Origin of the sequence: Massilia oculi, assembly GCF_017582745.1 — a bacterium.
Classification (GTDB): Bacteria; Pseudomonadota; Gammaproteobacteria; order Burkholderiales; family Burkholderiaceae_D; genus Telluria; species Telluria oculi_A.
Window position 1 is genome coordinate 266791 of sequence record NZ_JAFVIM010000001.1, and the last position, 20200, is coordinate 286990.

Below are 20200 nucleotides of genomic sequence, written 5' to 3' on the forward strand. Positions count from 1 at the left end.
GGCGGATCTCCTTGTCAGGCAAGGACGGGATCGCAGATCGGCAGGGTGCTGGCCACGCGGATGGCGTGCGCCAGGCGGTCGATCACGTCCTGGTTGGTGAAGGTTTGCCGGTGCTTCACGGCGGCGATGCTGATGGTTTCGTCGACCACGCGGATGGCGGCCATGACGGTCGCGGCGCACAGCCGCACCTCGAGGTCCCTGGGTGAACGCTCCAGGCGGTCGGCGACGATTGCGGCCAATGCGTCTTCGGCGCGCTGGGTCGCCATCAGCCAGGAAGCGCGCAAGTCCGGCTCGTCCGGCAGCATGGCCAGCAGGCGCACGGCCAGCACGTCGTCGGCCAGGTCGGCGGGGGCGCGCTCACGCCCCAGGCAGGCCTGCAGCCAGGATTCGATCGAGGCATTGCGCGGCCACTCGCGCAGCATGGCGATGAAGCGCAGCGAGGTCGCATCGAACAGCGGCTCGACGCAGCTTTCCTTGTTGCGGAAGTAGCGCCAGACCGTGCGCTTCGACAGGCCGGCCGCGGCGGCGATGTCGTCGCCGCTGGTGGCGGCCACGCCGCGTTCCACGAACAGCCTTGCCGCGTGGCGCGATACCGCCAGCTTCGCTTCGTCCTGCACTCCCATGATGCTCCATGCCTGTCACTTAGTGACGTTTACTATGTCACCAAGTGACAGGCATGTCAAACGCCTAGCCTGATAGCTCAATCGCGTTTGCGGCGGCGCGCCAGCAGCAGGCCCGCCATCAGTGGCAGCATCATGGCCACGGTCGATGGTTCCGGCACCTGCGCCACGATCGAGAAGGTATCGCCCGCCGACAGGCCGGTGGTGTCGAGCAGCCAGTCGCTGCGGTCATCGAGCATGGTCGGATTGCCGAACAGGGTGTCGGCCGTCTCGCCATTGGCGAACTTGATGACGGCGTTATTGCCCGAGTAGCTGGCTGCGGCGCCGGAGAACGAGGAGACGCTGCCCGCCGCTGCGTAGCCGATCCCCTGCAGGCCGAAATTAAACTGGTGCATCGACAGGCCGACCAGGTTGCGGATGATGGCGTTGAAGCTGAGCGGGCTGGCCAGGTCGGCTTCTTCCAGCACGAAGTTCAGCTTGGTGGTGCTGAAGTCGACCAGGTCGAGGTCGAAGGACACGACGCCGGCTTCGCTGTAATCGGTCACGATATTGGCGCCGCTGCTGCTCGTCAGGACGACGGCGCTGGCGGAGTGCGAAAAGGTCAGCGCGCTCAGGGCGACGGCGGTGGCGGCGACGAGTTTGTTCATGTTCATGTTCGGGTTCCTTGTGATTGAAGGTGACGTTTACAGCGGGCCCTTGGCCCACGGGCCCGAGATCGCGAAGGTCACGCCCGGGGTCTGGATGTTCACGAACAGGTAGCGGCCGGTCGGGTCGAAGCAGGCGCCGGCGAATTCGTTGCCGCGCTGATCTCCGGCGAGCGAAGGCAGCTTGCCGGCGCCCTGCAGCTGGGCGGCCGTCAGGTTGATATTGTTCTTGGCGAAGATGTAGGCGTCGCCGGCGCCGGTCAGGCCCATCAGGCGCTGGCCGTAGCCGAAGTGGTCGGTGATGGCGCTCGACGCGTCTTCGCAGATCAGGATCGCGTTGCGCGGGCTGACCGTCAGGTTGTCGCCCATATTGCCCACCAGCTGGCTCGGGCTCGAGTAGATGCATTTCAGGGTCTGGCGCGCCAGGTCGAGTTCCCAGATCGCGCCGCGGTTGACGTGGCCGCCCGAGGTGTCCATCACGTACATCTTGCCCTGGGCATACCAGATGCCTTCGCCGCGATTCATTCGCAGCGCGCCCTTGGTCCAGCCCTGCACGAAGGGACCGGCGGCGCTGTTGATCGTCTCGCCGTTGAGACCGACGCCGTTGCCGCGGTTGGCGTCCGGATTGGCGATCGGCACCCACTCCAGCTCATAGGTATCGTCGACCGAGGCCACCGCCAGATTGACGTTGTTGCGACCCTTGACCTTGGCCATCTCGAGCACGCCGCCCATGGCCAGCGAACCGGGCGCGCCGGTCTTGACGTCGGGGATGTAGCGGTAGAAGCCCGACTTGCCCGAGGAATCCTCGGTCAGGTAGACGTTGGAATTGGTCGGATCGACGGCGGCGGCTTCGTGCGCGAAGCGGCCCATATTGACGATCGGCTGACCGCTGACCTGCTGCGGATCGGCCGTCACCTCGAACACGTAGCCGTGCTTCTTGCCGCCGGCGCTGATCGTGTCCGAACCGATCTCTTCGCAGGTCAGCCAGGTGCCCCAGGGGGTGATGCCGCCGGCGCAGTTCTGCTGGGTGCCGCCCAGGCTCGGGGTCATGCTGACCCAGTCGCCGTCGCGGAACACCAGGTTGGTCGTGCCGCCGCAGGAACGGTTGCTCGAGCTGCCGCTCACATTGCCGGTGTCATACAGGCCATAGGCATTGATGAAATTGACAGCGGCACTGCCACTGATTTCATGATTGCGCACCAACACCTGTTCCGTGTTGCGGCCGACCTTGCGCGTGACGATCACGCCCATGCCGTCGTGGCCGCCCGGGCAGGGACGGCCGTCGCTCATGGTGTCGCCGCGCCAGCCATAGCTCTTGTAGCTGAAACCCGGCGGCAATTGCAGCAGCGGCAGTCCGGTACTCAGGTCGTTGACCGGGGCGATCGGGCCGTAGGGGCTGTCGACCAGGGCGGTCGCGCCATTGGCCGCCAGCGCTTCGCGGGCGTGCAGCGCGGCGAAGGCGCCGACGAAAGGCAGCGCGGATGCGCCGGCCATGCCCTTGAGCAGGTTGCGCCGCGAAGGCGACATATCGTGTTCGTTCATCGAGATGCTCCAAAGAATAGGAATCGAGCCAGTGGTCCGGCGTCTGGTGTCGTTGGCGGCGCCCGTGCATCAGGCCCGTCCTGTCCCTACCACCCCCGGTAGGACCGATGCATTAAAACAAACAAAAATGTCAAATTCATGACGACAAAAAGACAACAATCATGCATTCGCCACGCGCTAAATACATGCCGTTGTCATGCATGGGGGATGGCGCCCGTATGGACGGGCCGGATTGGGCGCGCATGGATAAACCGGCTAGAATCGCTGTCTTCTGCTCAACAGTTCCTGACAAGACAAGATGCACCATGAACAAGCTGGCGCTCTACTTCCGCCTGGTGCGGGCCGACAAGCCGATCGGCATCCTCCTGTTGCTGTGGCCTACCCTGTGGGCACTGTGGATGGCGTCCGGCGGCGTGCCGGACCTGCAGGTGCTGGCGATCTTCGTCATCGGCACGGCGCTGATGCGCTCCGCCGGCTGCGCCATCAACGACTACGCCGACCGCGACTTCGACCGCCACGTCAAGCGCACCGTCGACCGTCCGCTCACCAGCGGCAAGATCAGCGGCAAGGAAGCGGTGATGGTGGCGGCGGTGCTGGCCATCGTGTCCTTCCTCCTGATCCTGCCGCTCAACGCGCTGACCAAGCAGCTGTCGGTGGTGGCGGTGATCGTGGCCGGCACCTATCCCTATTTCAAGCGCTTCTTCGCGATTCCCCAGGCCTATCTCGGCATCGCCTTCGGCTTCGGCATCCCGATGGCCTTCGCCGCCGTGCAGGACCAGGTGCCGGCCGTGGCCTGGTGGCTGCTGGTGGCCAATGTGTTCTGGGCCGTGGCCTACGACACCGCCTACGCCATGGTCGACCGCGATGACGACCTCAAGCTCGGCATGCGCACCTCGGCCATCACTTTCGGGCGCTTCGACGTGGCCGCGATCATGCTGTGCTACGGTGCCTCGCTGGCGATCCTGCTGCTGTGCGGCTGGTCGCTGGGCCTGCGCTGGTGGTTCGTGGGCGGGGTGGCGGTGGCGGGCTGCATCGCGCTCTACCACTACACCCTGATCCGCGATCGCGACCGCATGAAGTGCTTCAAAGCCTTCCGCCACAACAACTGGCTGGGGGCCGCACTGTTCATTGGTGTCGCGCTCGACTATGCATTAGGTTAATATTGTCCAAAAGGCATTCACCCACCACACACAAGAGGCCCACGATGATCGAAAAAATCCCTACCCAGACCGGCACCCGCGACCAACTGGTCAGCGACCTGAAGACCGTGATCCACGACGCCGAATCCTGGCTGCGCAACGGCGGCCAGCTGACCGGCGAAGAGCTGAAGGCCGCCAAGGTCAAGTTCGAGCAGACCCTGGCCTCCGCCAAGACCAGCCTGATCCACGCTGAAGAGACCGTGGTCGAGCGCACCAAGGTCGCCGCCAAGGCCACCGACGAATACGTCAAGGACAATCCATGGAAGTCAGTCGGCCTGGGCGCCGCCGTCGGCGTCGTGATCGGCATGCTGATCGCGCGTAAATAAAATGACGATCTCCGCGACCGTCGGAAGGATAGGATCCAACCTGCTCGCCATGGTGCGGACCAGGCTGGAACTGGCAGCGATCGAGCTGCAGGAAGAGACGCACCGGCTGATCGGCTATCTGGCCTGGGGCGTCGCGGCCGCCTTTTTCGCGGTGGTCGCGGTGTTGCTGGCGATCCTGTTCGTGCTGGTCCTGTTCTGGGACACCCATCGCCTGCTGGCGATCGGCGGCATGACGGGGCTGTTCGCGTTGCTCGGCCTGCTGGCGTACTTCAAGGTGCGCGGCGACCTGGCAACCCGTCCGCCGCTGATGGCCGCCACGCTGGCCGAACTGCGCAAGGATGCGCAAGCCGTCAAAGGAGAGCCGATCCATGAGCAGCAATGAGACCCTGGCGGCGCGCCGCCGCCTGCTGGCCGCCCAGTGCGCCGAACAGCGCGCGATGATGGCGCATGACGTGGCGCTGCTGCGTCATCCAGCCGAAATGGGCGGCGCCCCCGCCTTCGTGGCCCAGCACAAGACCTCTCTGCTGGCCGCCGCCGGCCTGGGACTGGGCTTCCTGGTCACCAAGCCGAAGTGGGTAGTCGGCGCAGTGACCGGCGCCCTGTCCGCCTACAAGCTGGCGCAGAAAGTGTTGCCGGTGCTGGGCTGGAAAAAGTTCGAGATCCACTGATCCGGGTGCGCGTGAACGCACCAAACGGGCCGCTGTCCAACCAGACGAGCGACCACGGTTGGAGGCGATATGCGCACACGAATCCTGCGGACATTCAGGCGCTATTCGACCAGGCGGTTGGCCTTCACTTGTCGCTTAAAAAAGCGACAAGTTCGTCATGCCCGCCAATACGCTGCCCATTAATGTAGGTCTGCGGCGTAGTCTGGACTCCCTCGTCCCGCATGAACGTATCGACTTCACTTCGAGTAGTCAACTGATGATCCTCGACTTGGTAACCCGCCTGTTTCAATAGTTCGAGTGATTTGACTCCAAATGGACAAGTATGTTCTGGGGTGACCATCCGGTGCAGTAATGCCTGCTTCGATTCCTTTGACATATTCACCTTTCTTTCTTGAGTAGCCAAGCTGCTTGTGGCAATGCTATGCGCCGTTACATTGGGGTGTCGAGATTAGACGGGTGGCATGGGCAGCGCGGTGCGTCAACGCACGCACACCCATAAGTCATGTGGTTAGCCTGGTGAACGCTCTTGGCGCTTCTAGAGGGTCAGCATGCTCGCGCCCAATGGGACGCTCGACTTCGCCTGAGGACGCAATGAAGTCGCTTGCGGATGCTGGCCATTGACTCAAGATCGGTTCCCGCGCTTGGTGACAGTCCGCAAATCTTTCGCTCGGTGACCTGATATGCTCAGCTGAACGGCCGGGTTTGGCCGGTTGCGGACATACCCCATGCTCAGTCCGAGCGTGATATGCCGAACGGTTTTGTCAGGCGCACTTAGTTGCTGCCCAATTCCTCACCCAGCTCGCGTCCACGCGCCGCAGCCGCCTTCATCGCCGCGATAATAGCCTCCTTGACCCCGGCCGCTTCCATGCTGGTAATCGCCGCATGCGTAGTCCCACCCTTCGAGGTCACGCGCTGACGCAGCACCTCGACCGGTTCGTCCGACTGCGCCGCCAGCTGCGCCGCGCCAGTGAAGGTAGCCAGCGCCAGCTCCCTGCCCTGCTCCGCGTTCAAGCCCATTTGCAATGCCGCCTCCTGCATCGCTTCCAGGAAGAAGAACACATAGGCCGGACCGCTGCCCGACACCGCCGTCACCGGATCGATCTGCGCCTCGTCATCCAGCCACACGGTCTTGCCGACCGCACGCATCACGGTGTCGGCCTGCACGCGCTGGGCCTCGCTCACGCCCGGCTGTGCCACAAGGCCGGTCACGCCCATGCCGATCAGCGCCGGCGTGTTCGGCATCGTGCGCACGATGGCGTCGTAGCCGCCGAGCCAGCGCGACAGGTCGCTGCTGCGGATGCCGGCGGCGATCGACAGCACCAGCTGGCGGTTCAACAGCGGCGCCAACTCGGCCGCGACTTCGCGCATCTGCTGCGGCTTGATCGCCAGCACCACGACTTCGCTCTCCTTGACCTGCTCGTCGATCGCCGTCGCGGTGCGCACACCGTACTGTTGCGACAGGCGCTCCAGCGCTTCCGGATTACGGTCGACGACGTGGATGTTCGCGCCCGAACCCGCCTGCCTGACGATGCCCGAAATGAGCGCTGCGGCCATATTGCCGCCACCGATGAACGTGATCTTCATGTGTTTTCCTGTTAGTCGTAATTGCGTGCGCCAAAGATGGCGCTGCCGATGCGCACGATGGTCGCGCCTTCCGCGATCGCCGCCGCCATGTCGCCCGACATGCCCATCGACAGCGTATCGAGCGCAATGCCGTCGGCGCGCAGCGCGTCGTGCAGCATGCGCAGGCGGGCAAAGGCGGCGCGCTGCTGCTCGGGTTCGGTCGCGCGTTCGGGAATGGCCATCAGGCCGCGCAGGCGCAGGTTCGGCAGCTGCGCCACGGCGCGCGCCAGTTCGGGCAACTCGGCCTCGGTCGCGCCGCTCTTGCTGGCCTCGCCGCTGATGTTCACCTGCAGGCAGATATTCAACGGGCCGAGTTCGGGCGGGCGCTGCTCGGACAGGCGCTGGGCGATCTTGAGGCGCTCGACCGTGTGCACCCAGTGGAAGCTGGCCGCGATCGGGCGTGTCTTGTTGCTCTGGATGGGGCCGATGAAATGCCATTCGACCGGCGCATCGGGTTGCGCCTGCGCGACGTTCGCGATCTTGTCGAGCGCTTCTTGCAGATAATTTTCACCGAATGCACGTTGTCCGGACGCCATCGCATCCAGCACCGCTTGCGCAGGAAACGTCTTGGAAACAGCGAGCAATTGCACCTCGTCGCGGGCGCGTCCGGCGGCCTGGACAGCCTCCCCGATTGTCGCTTCGACAGCTTGCAAGTTGGCGGCGATTGTGGACATAATGATTTTCTATAGGAAATATTTTTCGAGCCGCGACGATGACAAAGGCGCACCTCGAGCCACAGGGATTATAAATGGACATTTCGGAATTACTCGCCTTCTCGGTCAAGAACAAGGCTTCGGACTTGCACCTGTCGGCCGGCCTGCCGCCGATGATCCGCGTGCATGGCGACGTGCGCCGCATTAACCTGCCGCCGCTCGAGCACAAGGACGTGCACGGCATGATCTATGACATCATGAACGACGGCCAGCGCAAGCAGTACGAAGAAGTGCTCGAGTGCGACTTCTCGTTCGCGATCCCCGGCCTCGCGCGCTTCCGCGTCAACGCCTTCAACCAGGAACGCGGCGCGTCGGCCGTGCTGCGCACGATTCCGTCCAAGATCCTGACCCTCGAAGAGCTGAACGCGCCGAAGATCTTTGCCGACCTGGCGATGAAGCCGCGCGGCCTGGTGCTGGTGACCGGCCCGACCGGCTCTGGTAAATCGACCACGCTGGCGGCGATGGTGAATCACCTGAACGAGAATGAGTACGGCCACATCCTCACCATCGAAGACCCGATCGAATTCGTGCACGAGTCCAAGAAGTGCCTGATCAACCAGCGCGAAGTCGGTCCGCACACGCTGTCGTTCAACAACGCGCTGCGCTCGGCGCTGCGCGAAGACCCGGACGCGATCCTGGTCGGCGAACTGCGCGACCTGGAAACCATCCGCCTGGCGCTGTCGGCGGCCGAGACCGGCCACCTGGTGTTCGGCACCCTGCATACCTCGTCGGCCGCCAAGACCATCGACCGTATCGTCGACGTGTTCCCGGCCGAAGAGAAGGAGATGGTGCGCGCGATGCTGTCCGAATCGCTGCAGGCCGTGATCTCGCAGACCCTGCTCAAGACCAAGGACGGCTCGGGCCGCGTGGCGGCGCACGAGATCATGATCGGCACCCCGGCGATCCGCAACCTGATCCGCGAGGCCAAGATCGCCCAGATGTACTCGGCCATCCAGACCGGCAGCAATGCCGGCATGCAGACGCTCGACCAGAACCTGACGGAGCTGGTGCGCCGCAACGTGATCTCGACCGGCGCTGCGCGCGCTGCGGCCAAGATCCCGGAAAACTTCCTCGGCTAAGGACGCATCATGGAACGCGACCAGGCATCCAAGTTCATGTTCGACCTGCTGCGCCTGATGGTCAGCAAGGGCGGTTCGGACCTGTTCATCACGGCGGGCTTCCCGCCGGCGATCAAGATCGACGGCGGCATGACGCCGGTGTCGAGCCAGGCGCTCACCGCCGGCCACACGGCCGACCTGGCGCGCGCGATCATGAACGACAAGCAGGCGGCCGGCTTCGAGCTCACGCGCGAATCGAACTTCGCGATCACGCCGGGCGACCTGGGACGCTTCCGCGTCTCGGCCTTCATGCAGATGGGTTGCGTCGGCATGGTGCTGCGCGTGATCACCACCGCGATCCCGAAGTTCGAAGACCTCGAGCTGCCCGACACGCTCAAGGACGTCGTGATGACCAAGCGCGGCCTGGTGATCATGGTGGGCGCCACGGGCTCGGGCAAATCGACGACCTTGGCGGCGATGGTCGGCTACCGCAACGAGAACAGCTACGGCCACATCATCACGGTCGAGGATCCGGTGGAATTCGTCCACCCGCACCGCAACTGCGTGATCACGCAGCGCGAAGTGGGCGTGGACACCGACAGCTTCGAGGCGGCGCTGAAGAATTCGCTGCGCCAGGCGCCGGACGTGATCCAGATCGGAGAGATCCGCGACCGCGAGACGATGGAACACGCGATCGCCTTCGCCGAAACCGGCCACCTGTGCCTGGCCACCCTGCACGCCAACAGCGCCAACCAGGCGCTCGACCGCATCATCAACTTCTTCCCCGAAGAGCGCAGGCAGCAACTGCTGATGGATTTGTCGCTGAACCTGAAGGGACTGATTTCGCAGCGCCTGATTCCGAAGAAGGAAGCCAAGGGGCGCGTGGTGGCGATCGAGATCCTGCTGAACTCCCCCTTGATCTCGGACCTGATCTTCAAGGGCGAGGTGCACGAGATCAAGGAGATCATGAAGAAGTCTCGCGAGCTGGGGATGCAGACTTTCGATCAGGCGCTGTTCGACCTGTATGAGGCGGACAAGATCACGTATGAGGATGCGCTGCGCAATGCGGACTCCGTCAACGATCTGCGGCTGAACATCAAGCTCAATAGCAAGCACGCGAAGAATCGGGATTTTTCGAGTGGGACCGAGAAGCTGGGGTTGATCTGACGGTCGGCATACCACGATCGCCCCTTCTACCATCATCACACGCACGTCATTCCCGCGCAGGCGGGAACCCCAGTGTGCATGCGTCGCCATCGATATTGCTCTAGCGGCTGCGCTGAAGGCTTAGGTTCCCGCCTTCGCGGGAACGACGTGTTCAGGCCAACGATGGAATAGCGCAGCAGGCACTCAGACAATTCAGAACCGCGACTCCAGCGTCACCCTCGCCATCGTCTGCCCCTCACTGAAACTGGTCCTGCGCAGCGTCCCGAATTCGTCGGTATAGCGCGAATCCGACACCCCATCCTGGCGCAGCAGGTTCGACGCCGCCAGCCGCAGCTGGTACTTCGGATTGAACTTCCACAGCGCATACACATCCAGATCGCGCCGCACGCTCTGGTAGCGCGACTGCTCCACATTGACCCGCACCGGGCCGCCGTCCTTGAATGCGAAGCTGGCGCCGGTACTCAGTTTGCCGTCGGGGGTCTTGTAGTCGATGCCGAGCGTCGCCGACAGCGGCACCTGCTGGTCCAGGCGGTTGTCCGGCCCCGGCACCGCGTCCACCTCGGACCAGTTGCGCGACACGCTCGCGCGCAGGTCGATCTCGGGCACGTCGGCCAGCACCGCCGACAGCGGGAACTTCGCTTCGAGCTCCAGGCTGCGCGTGAGCGCGTCGCCGTCGTTGACCGGAGTCTGGATCCAGCGGCCGTCTTCCAGGATCAGGCCCTGGCGGGTGTAATCCTCGATGCGGCGCACCGATACGCTGGCGCTCAGCAGCGCCTTCTCGGCCCACCAGTGCTCGTAGGCGGCGTCGATGCCGGTCGCCAGTTCCGGCTGCAGGTCCGGATTGCCGCGGAAGTCGGGATCGGTCTGGCTGTTGTTGGGCGTCGTGAAGCGGCGCGGGATCAGGTTGCTCGCGGATGGCGCCTTGAAGGTGCGGGTCAGCGCCAGGCGCACCTGGTCGCGGCTGTCCGGGATCTTGTACAGGGTCTGGGCCAGCGGCGAGAACACGCTGGCGCGGTTGGTGCTGGTCTCGAAGGTATTGCCCTCGCTGGTCGTCTCCAGTCCTTCCCAGCGCAGGCCGGCATACATCGACCACTGCTTGCTCACGTTCCACTCGTCCTGGATGTACAGCGCCAGGCGCTTGATGGTGGCGTCGTAATTTTCGTTCGTTACCTGCTCGCGCTCGAACAGCGGGAATACCTCGTTCTCGTCGCGCGCGTCCTCGCGCCGCGTATAGCCTGCATCCCAGCCCATCGCCAGCGCATGGTCCTTCTTCCACGGCGTCGTGTACTTGCCGACCAGGGTCAGGCCGCGTTCATCGGTCGCGCTCAAGACGGTCGAATCGCGCGCCAGCTCGTCCAGCCGGTAATCGAACTCGCGCCAGTCGCCGCGATTGCGCGTGCCGTTCACGCCCAGCTTGAGGTCGAGTTTCGCGCCCTCTTCCAGGTTGTGCACCCAGTTCACATCGGAACGAAGCATGACGAAACTGCCGCCGCTATTCATGTCGCGCACGTCGTACAGGGGCGGCGCGCCAAGCTCGGTCGTGGTCACGGCGTCGCCGTGATAATCGTTACGATTATAGGAAGCCATCGTCTGCCAGCTGACCGTGTCGCCGTTCTCGAGCGTCCAGTTCAGGCGTGGCGTGAGATTGAAGCCCTGCGGGCTGCCGCTGTCGTTCTGCTCGGTGCGGCGCAGCTGCGTCAGGCGGCCGTCCGGATCGATCTGGGTTTCCTCATAAGGCTGCGGGCGGTCGAAGTTGTAGCGCCAGACGCTGGCGCCGAGCGAGTACGACAGCCCGTCGAGACGGTCCGACATGTTCAGGCTCGCGCTCGGGTTGCTGGCGTCCTCGCTCTTGCCGTAGCCAACCCGCAGTTCGCGCTGCGCCTTTCGCACCACGCGCTTGAGCACGATATTGATGGTGCCGGCGATCGACTGGGTCGAGAACTCGGCGCTGGCCGCGCGCAGGATCTCGATCCGCTCGATGACGTCGGGCGACAGCTGGTCGATGTCGAAGCCGGCAGGCGCCCGCTCGCCATTGATCAAAATCTGCGTGTAGCCGCTGCCCAGGCCGCGCATGCGGATCTCGCCCGCGCCACGGCCGCCGCCACCGCCGACGGTGATGCCGGGCAGGCGCTTGAAGACGTCGAGCACCGAGGTGTCGCCATAGCGCTTGATCTCTTCGGTCGAGACCACGATGCGGCTGGCGGTATCGTCGCGCCGCGGGTCGTAGCTGTTGGCATCGGCCTTGACCTCGACCTTCTGCATGGTGTCGGGGCTGACCGGCGGCGGGTCGGATGGCGGGCTGACCTGAGCGGCGGCGGGCAGTGCGAACAGTGACGAAAGGGTCAGCGCGATGAGCGTTGGTCTGAGCATCGGAGCGGGGACGAAGTGGACAAAGGTCCCCGTATTCTGTCACACCTCGCCGCCTTCAAACCGCCTTGCCGGAATTATTCATCCGGCATACCGCCAGTATTGACGGGCTGTCTTTACCGTGGCCCCATGCCGCCGCCCGGCGGACCGAAGCCCGGCCCGCCGGGTCCACGCGGGCCACGCCCGCCGCCGAAGGTGCCGAAGCGGTACGACAGGCCGACGTAGACCAGGCGCCCGTCCTGGCGACGGATGCTGTATTCGCGCAGGCGGTCGGTCTCGGTGATCGACTCCGACTTCTGCGAATCGAACAGGTCGTTGACGTTGACGACCAGGCTCAGGGCCTGGCTCAGGTTGTGCCGGTAATTCAGGTCCGCGGTGCGGGTCGGCTGGCGGTAGCCCTCGCCGAACAGCGTCTTGCCCTGGGCATTGAGCACCAGCTGCAGGCTGTTGGCCGGGTTGAACTGGTAGTTGAAGCGCGCGCGGCCGGCGATCGAGGTCGCGCTGCGCTTGTCGTCGTCCACGTTGCCGAGCACCGACTGCTCCGAATAGCCGATATTGCCGCTGGCATTGATCGTCAGCTTGGGCGTGGCGCGGCCGCTGAAGGTGAATTCCAGGCCGCCCGAGCGGCTGGTGCCCGCGTTCTCGCGCGTGGTCAGCAGCACGGTGTCCGAGATGAAGTAGCGGCGCTCCGAGATCAGATCGGTGTCGCGGCGCGCGTACAGGCGCACATTGGTCTCGACGTTGCCAAGCTTGGTCTCGACGCCCAGTTCGAGCGAGTCGGACTCGGTCGGCATCAGGTCGGGATTGCCCGACGAGACGTTCGTTTCGTCGCGGTAGATCACGAAGGGATTCAGGTCCGAGGCGCCGGGACGGCGGATGCGGTGCGCATAACTCAGGCGCAGCGCCGTGCGATCGGACAGGTCGTAGGTGAGGAAGGCGCTGGGGATCGCTTCCAGGTAGTGGTTGCCGGCCTGGATCCCGGTCGTGACCTGGTCCATGTCGAGATCGGTGTATTCGGTGCGCAGGCCGCCCAGCACGCCCCACTTCTCGCCCAGGCGCATCTGGTAGGTGCCGTACAGCGCCAGCGTGGTGTCGACCAGCTCGAAGCGGTTGGTGCGCGATGCGTTGACGCTTTCGAACAGCGTGCCCGGATCGATGTTGAGGAAGCGGGTGTCGATCACGCTGCTGTTGCGCGCCACCTTGTAGCCCAGCTTCAGCACGCCCGCCTCGCCCGGACGTTCGTAGTCGCCGGTGAAGTCGATGATGCGGGTCTCGTTCAGGTTGTCCTGGCGGGTCAGCGGATCGGACGAATTGATCGGCCGCACCGTGTAGTCGCTGACGAAGCGGGTGTCGCCCTCGCCACGCGTGCCGGACAGGCGCAGGTCGGTCTTGAAGATCTCGCCCGGCAGCGTCCCCTTGTGGTCGAGGCTCACGCTCAGGTTGGCGCTGCGGTTGCTGGAGTCGCGCACCGTCGAGCGCAGGTAGTCGCTCTCGACCGCCCCGGATGCATCGGTGCCGCGATAGCGCTCGGACGAGAGGCCATCCTGGTTGTTGGCGTTGAAGCCGGCCTTGAGCGACACCACGTCCTTCTCGCCCAGGTTGTAGCTGAGCGAGCCGTTGAAGCCGGCCGATTCGGTATCGTTCTCGCTGTAGGAGGTCTGCGCGCTGCTGGCCACGGCGCCGGTGGCCGGGTCGATGCGGTCGCGCGTCGTCTCGCCGGTCGAGCCGCGGCTGTCGCGGCGGCCGAACAGCGCGCCCTGCACGCTCAGGCGTCCGCCCGTGTAGCTGCCGAAGGTGGAGGCATTGAAGCGGCCCTCGGCGCCGGCATTGGCATTGACCACGCCGAAGCTGCCCGGCGTGCGTTCGCGCCGCATCACCAGATTGATGATCGGCCCGCCGCCGCCTTCGTTGCCGAACTGCGCGCCGGGATTGTTGATCACTTCCACCGACTCGAGGTCGGCGGCCGGCAGCGCGCCCAGCGCGGCGGCGCGGTTCTCGCCCTGCATCATGGCGGACGGCTTGCCGTCGATGAGGATCTGCACATTGCTGCGTCCGCGCAGGGTCACGTTGCCGTCCGGGTCCACCGCAACCGACGGCACCTTGTTCAGGGTGTCGGCGATGGTGTCGTTGCTCGCGGCCGGATCGCTCTTGACGTCATAGGCCTGGCGGTCGATGCGGTTCGACGAGCGCACCGCGCTGACCGAGACCGTCGACTGCACCGGGACCTCGGCCTGCACCGGGGGCGCTTCCGGCGCCGGGGTTGCCGGCGCCGTGGCGACCGGCGTGGCAGGTGCGGGGGCTGCGGGCGGCTGCTGGACGCTGGCGCGGGCGCTGACAGGAGCGAGCAGCGTGCCGGCCACGATCGGCGCGAGCAGCAAGACAGAAGAGTGGTGACGTGGCATGACAACCTGGGATGCTGGACAATTGGACGAGCGTAATTGTCGCACGCGATTTGACCAAGAATCGTTAAGAAATGCTAAGACGCAATAAAAGTCATCGCCGTGATTCGTGCAGTCAGGCTGCATCAAGACGCCGTGCACGTCGCGCCGCCTTCGCGTAAACTTGGCGATTCAACCACAAGGAGAATTCCATGACCGCCTACGATTTCAACGCCACCGCCCTCGACGGCCAGCCGGTCGACCTGGCACGCTATCGCGGCAAGGCGCTCCTGATCGTCAATACGGCCAGCGCCTGCGGCTTCACCCCGCAATACCAGGGCCTGGAAGAACTGCAGCGCCGCTATGCTGACCAGGGCCTGGTGGTGCTCGGCTTCCCGTGCAATCAGTTCGGCCACCAGGAGCCGGGCAGCGAGGCCGAGATCGGCGCCTTCTGCGAAAGGAACTACGGCGTCACCTTCCCGATGTTCTCCAAGATCGACGTCAACGGCGACGACGCCCACCCGCTGTTCCGTTTCTTGAAAGGCGAGGCGCCGGGCGTGCTGGGCACCGAGGCGATCAAGTGGAACTTCACCAAGTTCCTGGTCAACAAGGACGGCGCGGTGGTCAAGCGCTATGCGCCGGCCACCAAGCTGGAAGAACTGACGGGCGATATCGAGAAGCTGCTGGCGGCCTGACGCCGCCGAAGGCCAAGTCGCAAAACGCTCAGTTGGCGAGGACGGTCACTTCGTCGTCCGGCCCCGGCTCGCACGCCGCGCCGAGCGGCTCCCAGCCGCGCCGCACGACGATGCGGCCCTCGTCGTGGCAGATCTCCACGCGCTGCGTCTGCGGCGCGCGCTGGCGCACGAAGGCTTCGATCGAGGCCGGCACGCTCACCTGCAGCGCGAGTGCGTGCAGATCGTCCACCGGATGGTCGTTGACGTGCACCAGCGGCACGAACTGTCCGGCGAACATCAGCAAGTGTCCCGGCACCTTGACCGGCCCGGCGACATAGCCCTGCGCGCGCAGCCAATCCTGCGCCTGCTCGCGCGCTTGCCCTCCCTGCCCTGCGCCGTGTCCCGATATTCCGCCCCAGGCGCCCGCCAGCAGTTCGGCCACCCACTGGTTGCAGTTCTGGTAATCGGTGCCGAAGGCATAGGCGTTGGCGCTGTATTTCCCCGCCAGCAGCGCCAGCGCCAGCCCCTTGTCGCGCGCGGCGCCTTCGAGCCGGGCGCCGTCGTCGTCCGGCAGAAACAGCAGCGACACGTGGCCGCTGGACGGCGCGTCGGCCCCGAGCGCGAAGCCCGAGATACCCTGGTCGAACAGGTGCGGACGCGCATCGTCGCAGGCGTAGTAGAGCTGGCGCACGGCCCAGGCGCCATCCGTCTCGTCGCGCAGGGCGACGCCGGCATGGGAATACAGCAGGCCGAAGCGGCTCAGGTCCGTGCCGGCGCGGGAGATCAGGGCGACCTTGCCGCCCGAGCGTTCGAGTTCCTGGCGGACCACGCCGGCAAAGCGCAGCACGCGGTCCTGTTCGAGCGCGGTGATGTCGTTCTCGCGCTCGCAGAAGGTCGGCAGGCCGGCCCAGGCCGCGCCGCTCGAGGTGGCGCAGAGGCCGAGCGCCAACGCGGCGATCGTCCTGCGCAGCCGCATCAGATGACGACTTTGCGCGACGCCAGGTCGCGCTGCCAGTCGTCCTGCAGCGCCAGGAAGAATGGACGCTGGGTGTCGGCGTGGGCGAATTCGTAGCCGTAGACGCGCTCGTTCACGCGCACCACGTCGCCCGCATTGACCTGGCGCTGGGCCATGGCGCGGTTGGGCACGTCGAGGAAGAAGGTGCGGGCCTGGCCGGCTTCGGCGCGCAGGGTCAGGCGGGTAGTGTCGGGCTTGTTCGGGGCCTGCGCGATATCGATCACGCGGTAATCGCCCGCCGCCACCTTGTTGTCGCCGCTCGAGCTGTTGCTGGAATCGCTGATCGAATCCGAAATGCTGGCCGACGATGCCGAGCCGGCGCTGGAGGCCGAGGAGGCGAAGCTTTCGGCCTGGGCTGGAAGGGCGCAGGCGGCGGCGAACGCGGCCAAATAGAGGGAACGATGCAGCGAACGGGAGAGAGTTGGCAAGGTCATAACAGGCTTTCGTTGTCGAGCAAAACGCTCACATGGTACAAGCCCTTGCACGTGAACACCATAGTGCCGTCGTAACCGCTTGTGACAAGCGCACGGATTCGTCGTCAGCGCGTCTGTATGCGCGCCACACCGTGGATCGTGCAGCCACGGCTGACGTTGTCGAGGAAGCGGATGGCCTCGGTCATCGACACGCCCGGCGGCAGCAGGCCGCCCAGCGCGGCGTTCTCGTTCAACTGGTCGAGGCCGTAGGCGATGGCGCGCGACACGTCGCGCGCCATGCGGCCGTCACTGTTGTACAGCGCGTCGTAGACGCCGGCGGCTTCCCAGACCGGCACCAGGCCGGGGCTGCTGCTGTCTTCGAAGACCACGGCGGCCGGGCCGCCCTCGTCGTCGCGCACGAGTTGGAAGGTGAAGCTCAATGTCGTTCCTGTTGGGTGTGCTGGTTGATGGATACGTTGATGCGCGGATTCGGCGCGATCCTATCACGTGCGGTGGACCTGCGCTGACGCTGCCGTGCCCGGCCCCGGACCAGGCTTCACGCTGCCGGCGCCCGGCCCATGGCGCGCGCGTAACGTCCGGGTGAACTTCCCATCACACGCTTGAAAGCGGCATTGAAGGCGTGCTCGGATTCATAGCCGAGCGACTGCCCGATCCGCGCCAGCGACTCGCGCCCCTCGACCAGCCGCTCTCCCGCCAGCATCATCCTCCAGCGGGTAAGGTAAGCGATCGGCGTCTCGCCCGCGCGCTCGCGAAAATGCTGGGCGAACGTCGAGCGCGACATGCCGGCGCATGCCGCCAGTTCCTGCACCGTCCATGGGCGGCCCGGATCGGCGTGGATTGCGCCCAGCGCCGCGCTCACGCGCGGATCGGCCAGCGCGGTGAACCAGCCGGCCGACTTGCCCGGCGAAGTCTCGAGGTACAGGCGCAGCGCCTGCACCAGCATCATGTGCGCAAGCTGCTGCGCCACCAGCGCTGCCCCGGGGCGACACTCGCGCAGCTCTTCCATCATCAGCGTGATCGACGCGCGCAGCCGGGCGCGATCGCCCGACGTTTCGACATGCATCAGCGGCGGCAAGGTGCGCAGCAACACCTCGGCATGGCGACCGTTCACTTCGAAACGGCTGCCGACCAGGAACACGTCGCCGCCGCCATTGTAGGTCACGACCCTGCCCCCGCCATTCGGATCGAGCACGTCCCCGGCCCGCCGCGGCGCGACGTCCGGCGCGCTGCCGATCGTTGCGACGCGTCCGCTGGGCAGGACGAAACAATCGCCGGCCTGGAGCCGCACCGGCTGCTCGACGCCCTCGACCGACAGCCAGCAATGCCCACTCACGACGGCATAGCATTTGATGCGGCCGGCCAGGTCGTCGAGCAGCAGCGCCCACTCTCCGCCGGCGTCGAAGCCGGCCGTGATATAGCTGCGGGGCTTGAGCAGGGACAGGACTTCCGACAGAGGATCCATCACGAATACGGACGATTGCGTAAAAAATAGCGATTTTCAAGTATAGATCGTTCAAATTTCACTGTCTACAATCCGCCTTATCGCTGGCGCAAGCCGGCATTCTTTTTGGAGAAAGACATGATGAAAGCCGCCGTCGTCAACGCCTTTGGCGCCACCCCAATCTACCAGGACTTTCCGGAACCCCAGGCCGCCCCGGGCGAACGGGTCATCGCGGTGCGCGCCGCGCCCCTCAGCCCGATCGTCCGGGCGCTGGCCGCCGGCCGGCACTACACCAGCGGCGCCAGCGCGGGATTCGCGCCAGGCATCGACGGCGTCGGCGTCGACGAAGCCGGCCGCCGCATCTATTTCCTGTTCCCGAAGGCGCCCTTCGGCTCGATGGCGCAGCGTTCGCTGGTCGCCGACGACATGGTGACGCCGGTGCCGGACACCCTCACGGACGAATATGCCGCTGCGATCGCCACCGCCGGCCTCGCATCCTGGAACGCGCTATCGCGCCGCGCCAGGCTGGACGGTAGTGAAGTGGTGATGGTGCTCGGCGCCACCGGTGCGGCCGGCGCCATGGCGCTGCAGGTGGCGCGCCACTTCGGCGCCGGCAGGGTCATCGCTGCCGGCCGCAATGCAGCCAAGCTCGCGCGCCTGGATGCGGACGAGACCATCGTGCTGGACGACGGCGCCGACGCGGCGCTGCGCGCGCGCTTCGAGGCCGGTGTCGACGTGGTGCTCGACTTCGTGTGGGGCGAACCGGCGGCGCGGGTCCTGGCAGCGGCCGCCGCCGGTCCGGTGATGCGCGGCGGCGCGCCGCGCCTGCGCTACGTCCAGCTCGGGAATATCGCAGGCGAGTCGATCGCCCTGCGCGCCGACCTGCTGCGCAGTACCGGCCTGGAACTGCTCGGCTGCGGCATCGGCAGCATCGCCGTCAAGGAGATGGTGGCAGCCGCGGGCGAATTGCTCGCTGCCGCGACGACGACGCGCTTCGACGTGCCGTTTGCCAGCATGCCGCTGCATGCAATCGCCGACGCCTGGAACGGCGACGGCGACGTGCGCACCATCCTGACGCCGCAGGGCTGAACTCGCCCGCTGGCCTCAGGTAAGGGCCCGCTCCAGCAGCTCGATCCAGTGCGTGACCGGCTTGTCCGTCCCCGACTGCAGGTGAGTCAGGCAACCGATATTGGCCGACACGATCTCCTGCGCGCCGGTCGCATCCAGGCTGGCCAGCTTGCGGTCGCGAAGCTGGTGTGCGATCTCGGGCTGCAGCACCGAATAGGCGCCGGCCGAGCCGCAGCACAGGTGGTTGTCGGCGCACAGCACCACGTCCACGCCGGCCGCGTGCAGCACGCTTTCGACCTTGCCGCGGATTTGCTGGCCATGCTGCAAGGTGCACGGCGGGTGATAGGCGACGCGCGGCGCATCTCTCCCCTGCGCCCGCATCCTGATCTGCTCCTCGAACTGCGGCAGGGTCTCGGACAGGTCGCGCGTGATCTCGCTGATGCGGCGGGCCTTGTCGGCGTAATCCGGATCGTGCGCCAGCAGGTGGCCGTATTCCTTGACCGTCACGCCGCAGCCGGAGGCGGTCATCACGATCGCCTCGACCTGGCCCTGCTCCACGTAGGGCCACCAGGCGTCGACGTTGCGGCGCATGTCGTCCAGGCCGCCGTCCTGGTCGTTCATGTGGTAGCGCAGCGCGCCGCAGCAGCCGGCCTTCGGCGCCACGATCAACTGCACGCCGAGAGAATCGAGCACGCGCGCCGTGGCGGCATTGATGTTCGGCGCCATCGCCGGCTGCACGCAGCCATCCAGCAGCAGCATCTTGCGCGCATGAATCCGGGTCGGCCAGCGGCCGGCGGCGCGCGCCGGCTGCAGCTTGTCCTGCAGCCCGGCAGGCAACAGCGGCCGCAGCGCCTGCCCCGCCCTGAAAGCCGGCTTGAACACGCTGGCGCGCGGCAGGCATTCCTTGAGCGTGGTGCGCTTGATTCGCTCATTGAATGGACGCGGCACGCGCTCGTCGACCAGCTTGCGGCCGATGTCGACCAGGCGCCCATACTTGACGCCGGACGGACAGGTGGTCTCGCAGTTGCGGCAGGTGAGGCAGCGGTCCAGGTGCAGCTGGGTCTTGCGGGTCGGCTGCGCGCCCTCGAGCACCTGCTTGATCAGGTAGATGCGGCCGCGCGGGCCATCGAGTTCGTCGCCCAGCAGTTGATAGGTCGGACAGGTGGCGGTGCAGAAGCCGCAGTGCACGCAGGCGCGCAGGATGGCTTCGGCTTCCGCGCCTTCGCGCGTGCCCTTGATGAAATCGGCAAGTAGGGTTTGCAT

General features: G+C 65.7%; 21 protein-coding genes. 8 read left to right on the plus strand and 13 right to left on the minus strand.

The window, feature by feature from the left end; genetic code table 11:
* Positions 1 to 14 precede the first annotated feature (14 nt).
* The 3 genes from J3U95_RS28245 to J3U95_RS01235 all read right to left on the minus strand — a co-directional run bounded on the left by J3U95_RS28245 (position 15) and on the right by J3U95_RS01235 (position 2806).
* The gene (locus tag J3U95_RS28245; protein ID WP_208276895.1) at positions 15 to 623 is read right to left on the minus strand and encodes a TetR/AcrR family transcriptional regulator; all 609 of its coding nucleotides are present in this window, start codon (positions 621 to 623) and stop codon (positions 15 to 17) included.
* Between the two features lie 77 nt (positions 624 to 700).
* Positions 701 to 1273, minus strand: a complete 573-nt coding sequence (locus J3U95_RS01230) for a PEP-CTERM sorting domain-containing protein (RefSeq protein WP_208276896.1) — start codon at positions 1271 to 1273, stop codon at positions 701 to 703.
* Between the two features lie 30 nt (positions 1274 to 1303).
* Complete coding sequence (locus tag J3U95_RS01235) at positions 1304 to 2806, minus strand: PhoX family protein (protein WP_208276897.1); 1503 nt, start codon at positions 2804 to 2806, stop codon at positions 1304 to 1306.
* Positions 2807 to 3111: 305 nt separating this feature from the next.
* Here J3U95_RS01235 and ubiA point away from each other — a divergent pair, with 305 nt between their 5' ends.
* From ubiA to J3U95_RS01255, 4 genes are read left to right on the plus strand one after another with little or no spacing between them, the layout of a single operon-like run.
* Positions 3112 to 3966 carry a 4-hydroxybenzoate octaprenyltransferase gene (ubiA, locus tag J3U95_RS01240; protein ID WP_208276898.1) on the plus strand — a complete coding sequence of 285 codons (855 nt, stop codon included), beginning with the start codon at positions 3112 to 3114 and terminating at the stop codon, positions 3964 to 3966.
* A 44-nt stretch (positions 3967 to 4010) separates the two neighbouring features.
* On the plus strand, positions 4011 to 4331 hold the full coding sequence (locus J3U95_RS01245) for an ElaB/YgaM/YqjD family protein (RefSeq protein ID WP_005668083.1): 321 nt from the start codon (positions 4011 to 4013) through the stop codon (positions 4329 to 4331).
* A gap of 1 nt (position 4332) precedes the next feature.
* A complete protein-coding gene (locus J3U95_RS01250) occupies positions 4333 to 4713 on the plus strand; it encodes a phage holin family protein (protein ID WP_208276899.1) in 381 nt (126 codons plus the stop codon).
* Entirely contained in the window at positions 4700 to 4999 is a 300-nt protein-coding gene (locus J3U95_RS01255) for a hypothetical protein (protein WP_208276900.1), read from the plus strand. The genes J3U95_RS01250 and J3U95_RS01255 overlap by 14 nt, the downstream gene beginning before the upstream one ends.
* A gap of 124 nt (positions 5000 to 5123) precedes the next feature.
* Here J3U95_RS01255 and J3U95_RS01260 read toward each other — a convergent pair whose 3' ends face one another.
* From J3U95_RS01260 to J3U95_RS01270, 3 genes are all read right to left on the minus strand, one after another.
* Entirely contained in the window at positions 5124 to 5375 is a 252-nt protein-coding gene (locus J3U95_RS01260; RefSeq protein WP_208276901.1) for a glutaredoxin domain-containing protein, read from the minus strand.
* 395 nt (positions 5376 to 5770) lie between these two features.
* On the minus strand, positions 5771 to 6583 hold the full coding sequence (gene proC / locus J3U95_RS01265; RefSeq protein ID WP_208276902.1) for a pyrroline-5-carboxylate reductase: 813 nt from the start codon (positions 6581 to 6583) through the stop codon (positions 5771 to 5773).
* Between the two features lie 11 nt (positions 6584 to 6594).
* Positions 6595 to 7296 carry a YggS family pyridoxal phosphate-dependent enzyme gene (locus J3U95_RS01270; protein ID WP_208276903.1) on the minus strand — a complete coding sequence of 234 codons (702 nt, stop codon included), beginning with the start codon at positions 7294 to 7296 and terminating at the stop codon, positions 6595 to 6597.
* Between the two features lie 74 nt (positions 7297 to 7370).
* Here J3U95_RS01270 and J3U95_RS01275 point away from each other — a divergent pair, with 74 nt between their 5' ends.
* Together J3U95_RS01275 and J3U95_RS01280 are read left to right on the plus strand one after the other, a co-directional pair.
* Positions 7371 to 8414 (plus strand): type IV pilus twitching motility protein PilT, encoded by a 1044-nt coding sequence (locus J3U95_RS01275; RefSeq protein ID WP_005668052.1) that lies wholly within the window; start codon positions 7371 to 7373, stop codon positions 8412 to 8414.
* Between the two features lie 9 nt (positions 8415 to 8423).
* Positions 8424 to 9560, plus strand: coding sequence for a PilT/PilU family type 4a pilus ATPase (locus tag J3U95_RS01280; RefSeq protein WP_208276904.1), 1137 nt, complete (start codon positions 8424 to 8426; stop codon positions 9558 to 9560).
* A 192-nt stretch (positions 9561 to 9752) separates the two neighbouring features.
* On the opposite strand, the gene J3U95_RS01285 is transcribed toward J3U95_RS01280, so the two are convergent.
* Positions 9753 to 11930 (minus strand): TonB-dependent receptor plug domain-containing protein, encoded by a 2178-nt coding sequence (locus J3U95_RS01285; protein WP_208276905.1) that lies wholly within the window; start codon positions 11928 to 11930, stop codon positions 9753 to 9755.
* 113 nt (positions 11931 to 12043) lie between these two features.
* The gene (locus J3U95_RS01290) at positions 12044 to 14329 is read right to left on the minus strand and encodes a TonB-dependent receptor domain-containing protein (RefSeq protein WP_208276906.1); all 2286 of its coding nucleotides are present in this window, start codon (positions 14327 to 14329) and stop codon (positions 12044 to 12046) included.
* Positions 14330 to 14517: 188 nt separating this feature from the next.
* Here J3U95_RS01290 and J3U95_RS01295 point away from each other — a divergent pair, with 188 nt between their 5' ends.
* Positions 14518 to 15000: a glutathione peroxidase gene (locus tag J3U95_RS01295; protein WP_208276907.1), complete on the plus strand. Its 483-nt coding sequence runs from the start codon at positions 14518 to 14520 to the stop codon at positions 14998 to 15000.
* A gap of 28 nt (positions 15001 to 15028) precedes the next feature.
* On the opposite strand, the gene J3U95_RS01300 is transcribed toward J3U95_RS01295, so the two are convergent.
* The 4 genes from J3U95_RS01300 to J3U95_RS01315 all read right to left on the minus strand — a co-directional run bounded on the left by J3U95_RS01300 (position 15029) and on the right by J3U95_RS01315 (position 17890).
* Complete coding sequence (locus J3U95_RS01300; RefSeq protein WP_208276908.1) at positions 15029 to 15955, minus strand: DUF2145 domain-containing protein; 927 nt, start codon at positions 15953 to 15955, stop codon at positions 15029 to 15031.
* Positions 15955 to 16428: a hypothetical protein gene (locus tag J3U95_RS01305; protein ID WP_208276909.1), complete on the minus strand. Its 474-nt coding sequence runs from the start codon at positions 16426 to 16428 to the stop codon at positions 15955 to 15957. Before J3U95_RS01305 ends, J3U95_RS01300 begins: the two co-directional genes overlap by 1 nt.
* A gap of 104 nt (positions 16429 to 16532) precedes the next feature.
* Positions 16533 to 16847: a hypothetical protein gene (locus J3U95_RS01310; RefSeq protein ID WP_109345019.1), complete on the minus strand. Its 315-nt coding sequence runs from the start codon at positions 16845 to 16847 to the stop codon at positions 16533 to 16535.
* A gap of 116 nt (positions 16848 to 16963) precedes the next feature.
* Positions 16964 to 17890: an AraC family transcriptional regulator gene (locus tag J3U95_RS01315; protein ID WP_208276910.1), complete on the minus strand. Its 927-nt coding sequence runs from the start codon at positions 17888 to 17890 to the stop codon at positions 16964 to 16966.
* 117 nt (positions 17891 to 18007) lie between these two features.
* Here J3U95_RS01315 and J3U95_RS01320 point away from each other — a divergent pair, with 117 nt between their 5' ends.
* Positions 18008 to 18958, plus strand: a complete 951-nt coding sequence (locus J3U95_RS01320; protein WP_208276911.1) for a quinone oxidoreductase family protein — start codon at positions 18008 to 18010, stop codon at positions 18956 to 18958.
* 15 nt (positions 18959 to 18973) lie between these two features.
* Here J3U95_RS01320 and glcF read toward each other — a convergent pair whose 3' ends face one another.
* The gene (gene glcF / locus J3U95_RS01325) at positions 18974 to 20200 is read right to left on the minus strand and encodes a glycolate oxidase subunit GlcF (protein ID WP_208276912.1); all 1227 of its coding nucleotides are present in this window, start codon (positions 20198 to 20200) and stop codon (positions 18974 to 18976) included.

Coding starts and splice junctions, on each gene's coding strand:
- glcF (WP_208276912.1), bottom strand. CDS start 20,200: ATGCAAACCCTACTTGCCGATTTCATCAAGGGCACGCGCGAAGGCGCG.
- J3U95_RS01290 (WP_208276906.1), bottom strand. CDS start 14,329: ATGCCACGTCACCACTCTTCTGTCTTGCTGCTCGCGCCGATCGTGGCC.
- J3U95_RS01270 (WP_208276903.1), bottom strand. CDS start 7,296: ATGTCCACAATCGCCGCCAACTTGCAAGCTGTCGAAGCGACAATCGGG.
- J3U95_RS01285 (WP_208276905.1), bottom strand. CDS start 11,930: ATGCTCAGACCAACGCTCATCGCGCTGACCCTTTCGTCACTGTTCGCA.
- J3U95_RS01255 (WP_208276900.1), top strand. CDS start 4,700: ATGAGCAGCAATGAGACCCTGGCGGCGCGCCGCCGCCTGCTGGCCGCC.
- proC (WP_208276902.1), bottom strand. CDS start 6,583: ATGAAGATCACGTTCATCGGTGGCGGCAATATGGCCGCAGCGCTCATT.
- J3U95_RS01250 (WP_208276899.1), top strand. CDS start 4,333: ATGACGATCTCCGCGACCGTCGGAAGGATAGGATCCAACCTGCTCGCC.
- J3U95_RS01245 (WP_005668083.1), top strand. CDS start 4,011: ATGATCGAAAAAATCCCTACCCAGACCGGCACCCGCGACCAACTGGTC.
- J3U95_RS01295 (WP_208276907.1), top strand. CDS start 14,518: ATGACCGCCTACGATTTCAACGCCACCGCCCTCGACGGCCAGCCGGTC.
- J3U95_RS01260 (WP_208276901.1), bottom strand. CDS start 5,375: ATGTCAAAGGAATCGAAGCAGGCATTACTGCACCGGATGGTCACCCCA.
- J3U95_RS01280 (WP_208276904.1), top strand. CDS start 8,424: ATGGAACGCGACCAGGCATCCAAGTTCATGTTCGACCTGCTGCGCCTG.
- ubiA (WP_208276898.1), top strand. CDS start 3,112: ATGAACAAGCTGGCGCTCTACTTCCGCCTGGTGCGGGCCGACAAGCCG.
- J3U95_RS01275 (WP_005668052.1), top strand. CDS start 7,371: ATGGACATTTCGGAATTACTCGCCTTCTCGGTCAAGAACAAGGCTTCG.
- J3U95_RS01235 (WP_208276897.1), bottom strand. CDS start 2,806: ATGAACGAACACGATATGTCGCCTTCGCGGCGCAACCTGCTCAAGGGC.
- J3U95_RS28245 (WP_208276895.1), bottom strand. CDS start 623: ATGGGAGTGCAGGACGAAGCGAAGCTGGCGGTATCGCGCCACGCGGCA.
- J3U95_RS01300 (WP_208276908.1), bottom strand. CDS start 15,955: ATGCGGCTGCGCAGGACGATCGCCGCGTTGGCGCTCGGCCTCTGCGCC.
- J3U95_RS01315 (WP_208276910.1), bottom strand. CDS start 17,890: ATGGATCCTCTGTCGGAAGTCCTGTCCCTGCTCAAGCCCCGCAGCTAT.
- J3U95_RS01230 (WP_208276896.1), bottom strand. CDS start 1,273: ATGAACATGAACAAACTCGTCGCCGCCACCGCCGTCGCCCTGAGCGCG.
- J3U95_RS01305 (WP_208276909.1), bottom strand. CDS start 16,428: ATGACCTTGCCAACTCTCTCCCGTTCGCTGCATCGTTCCCTCTATTTG.
- J3U95_RS01320 (WP_208276911.1), top strand. CDS start 18,008: ATGATGAAAGCCGCCGTCGTCAACGCCTTTGGCGCCACCCCAATCTAC.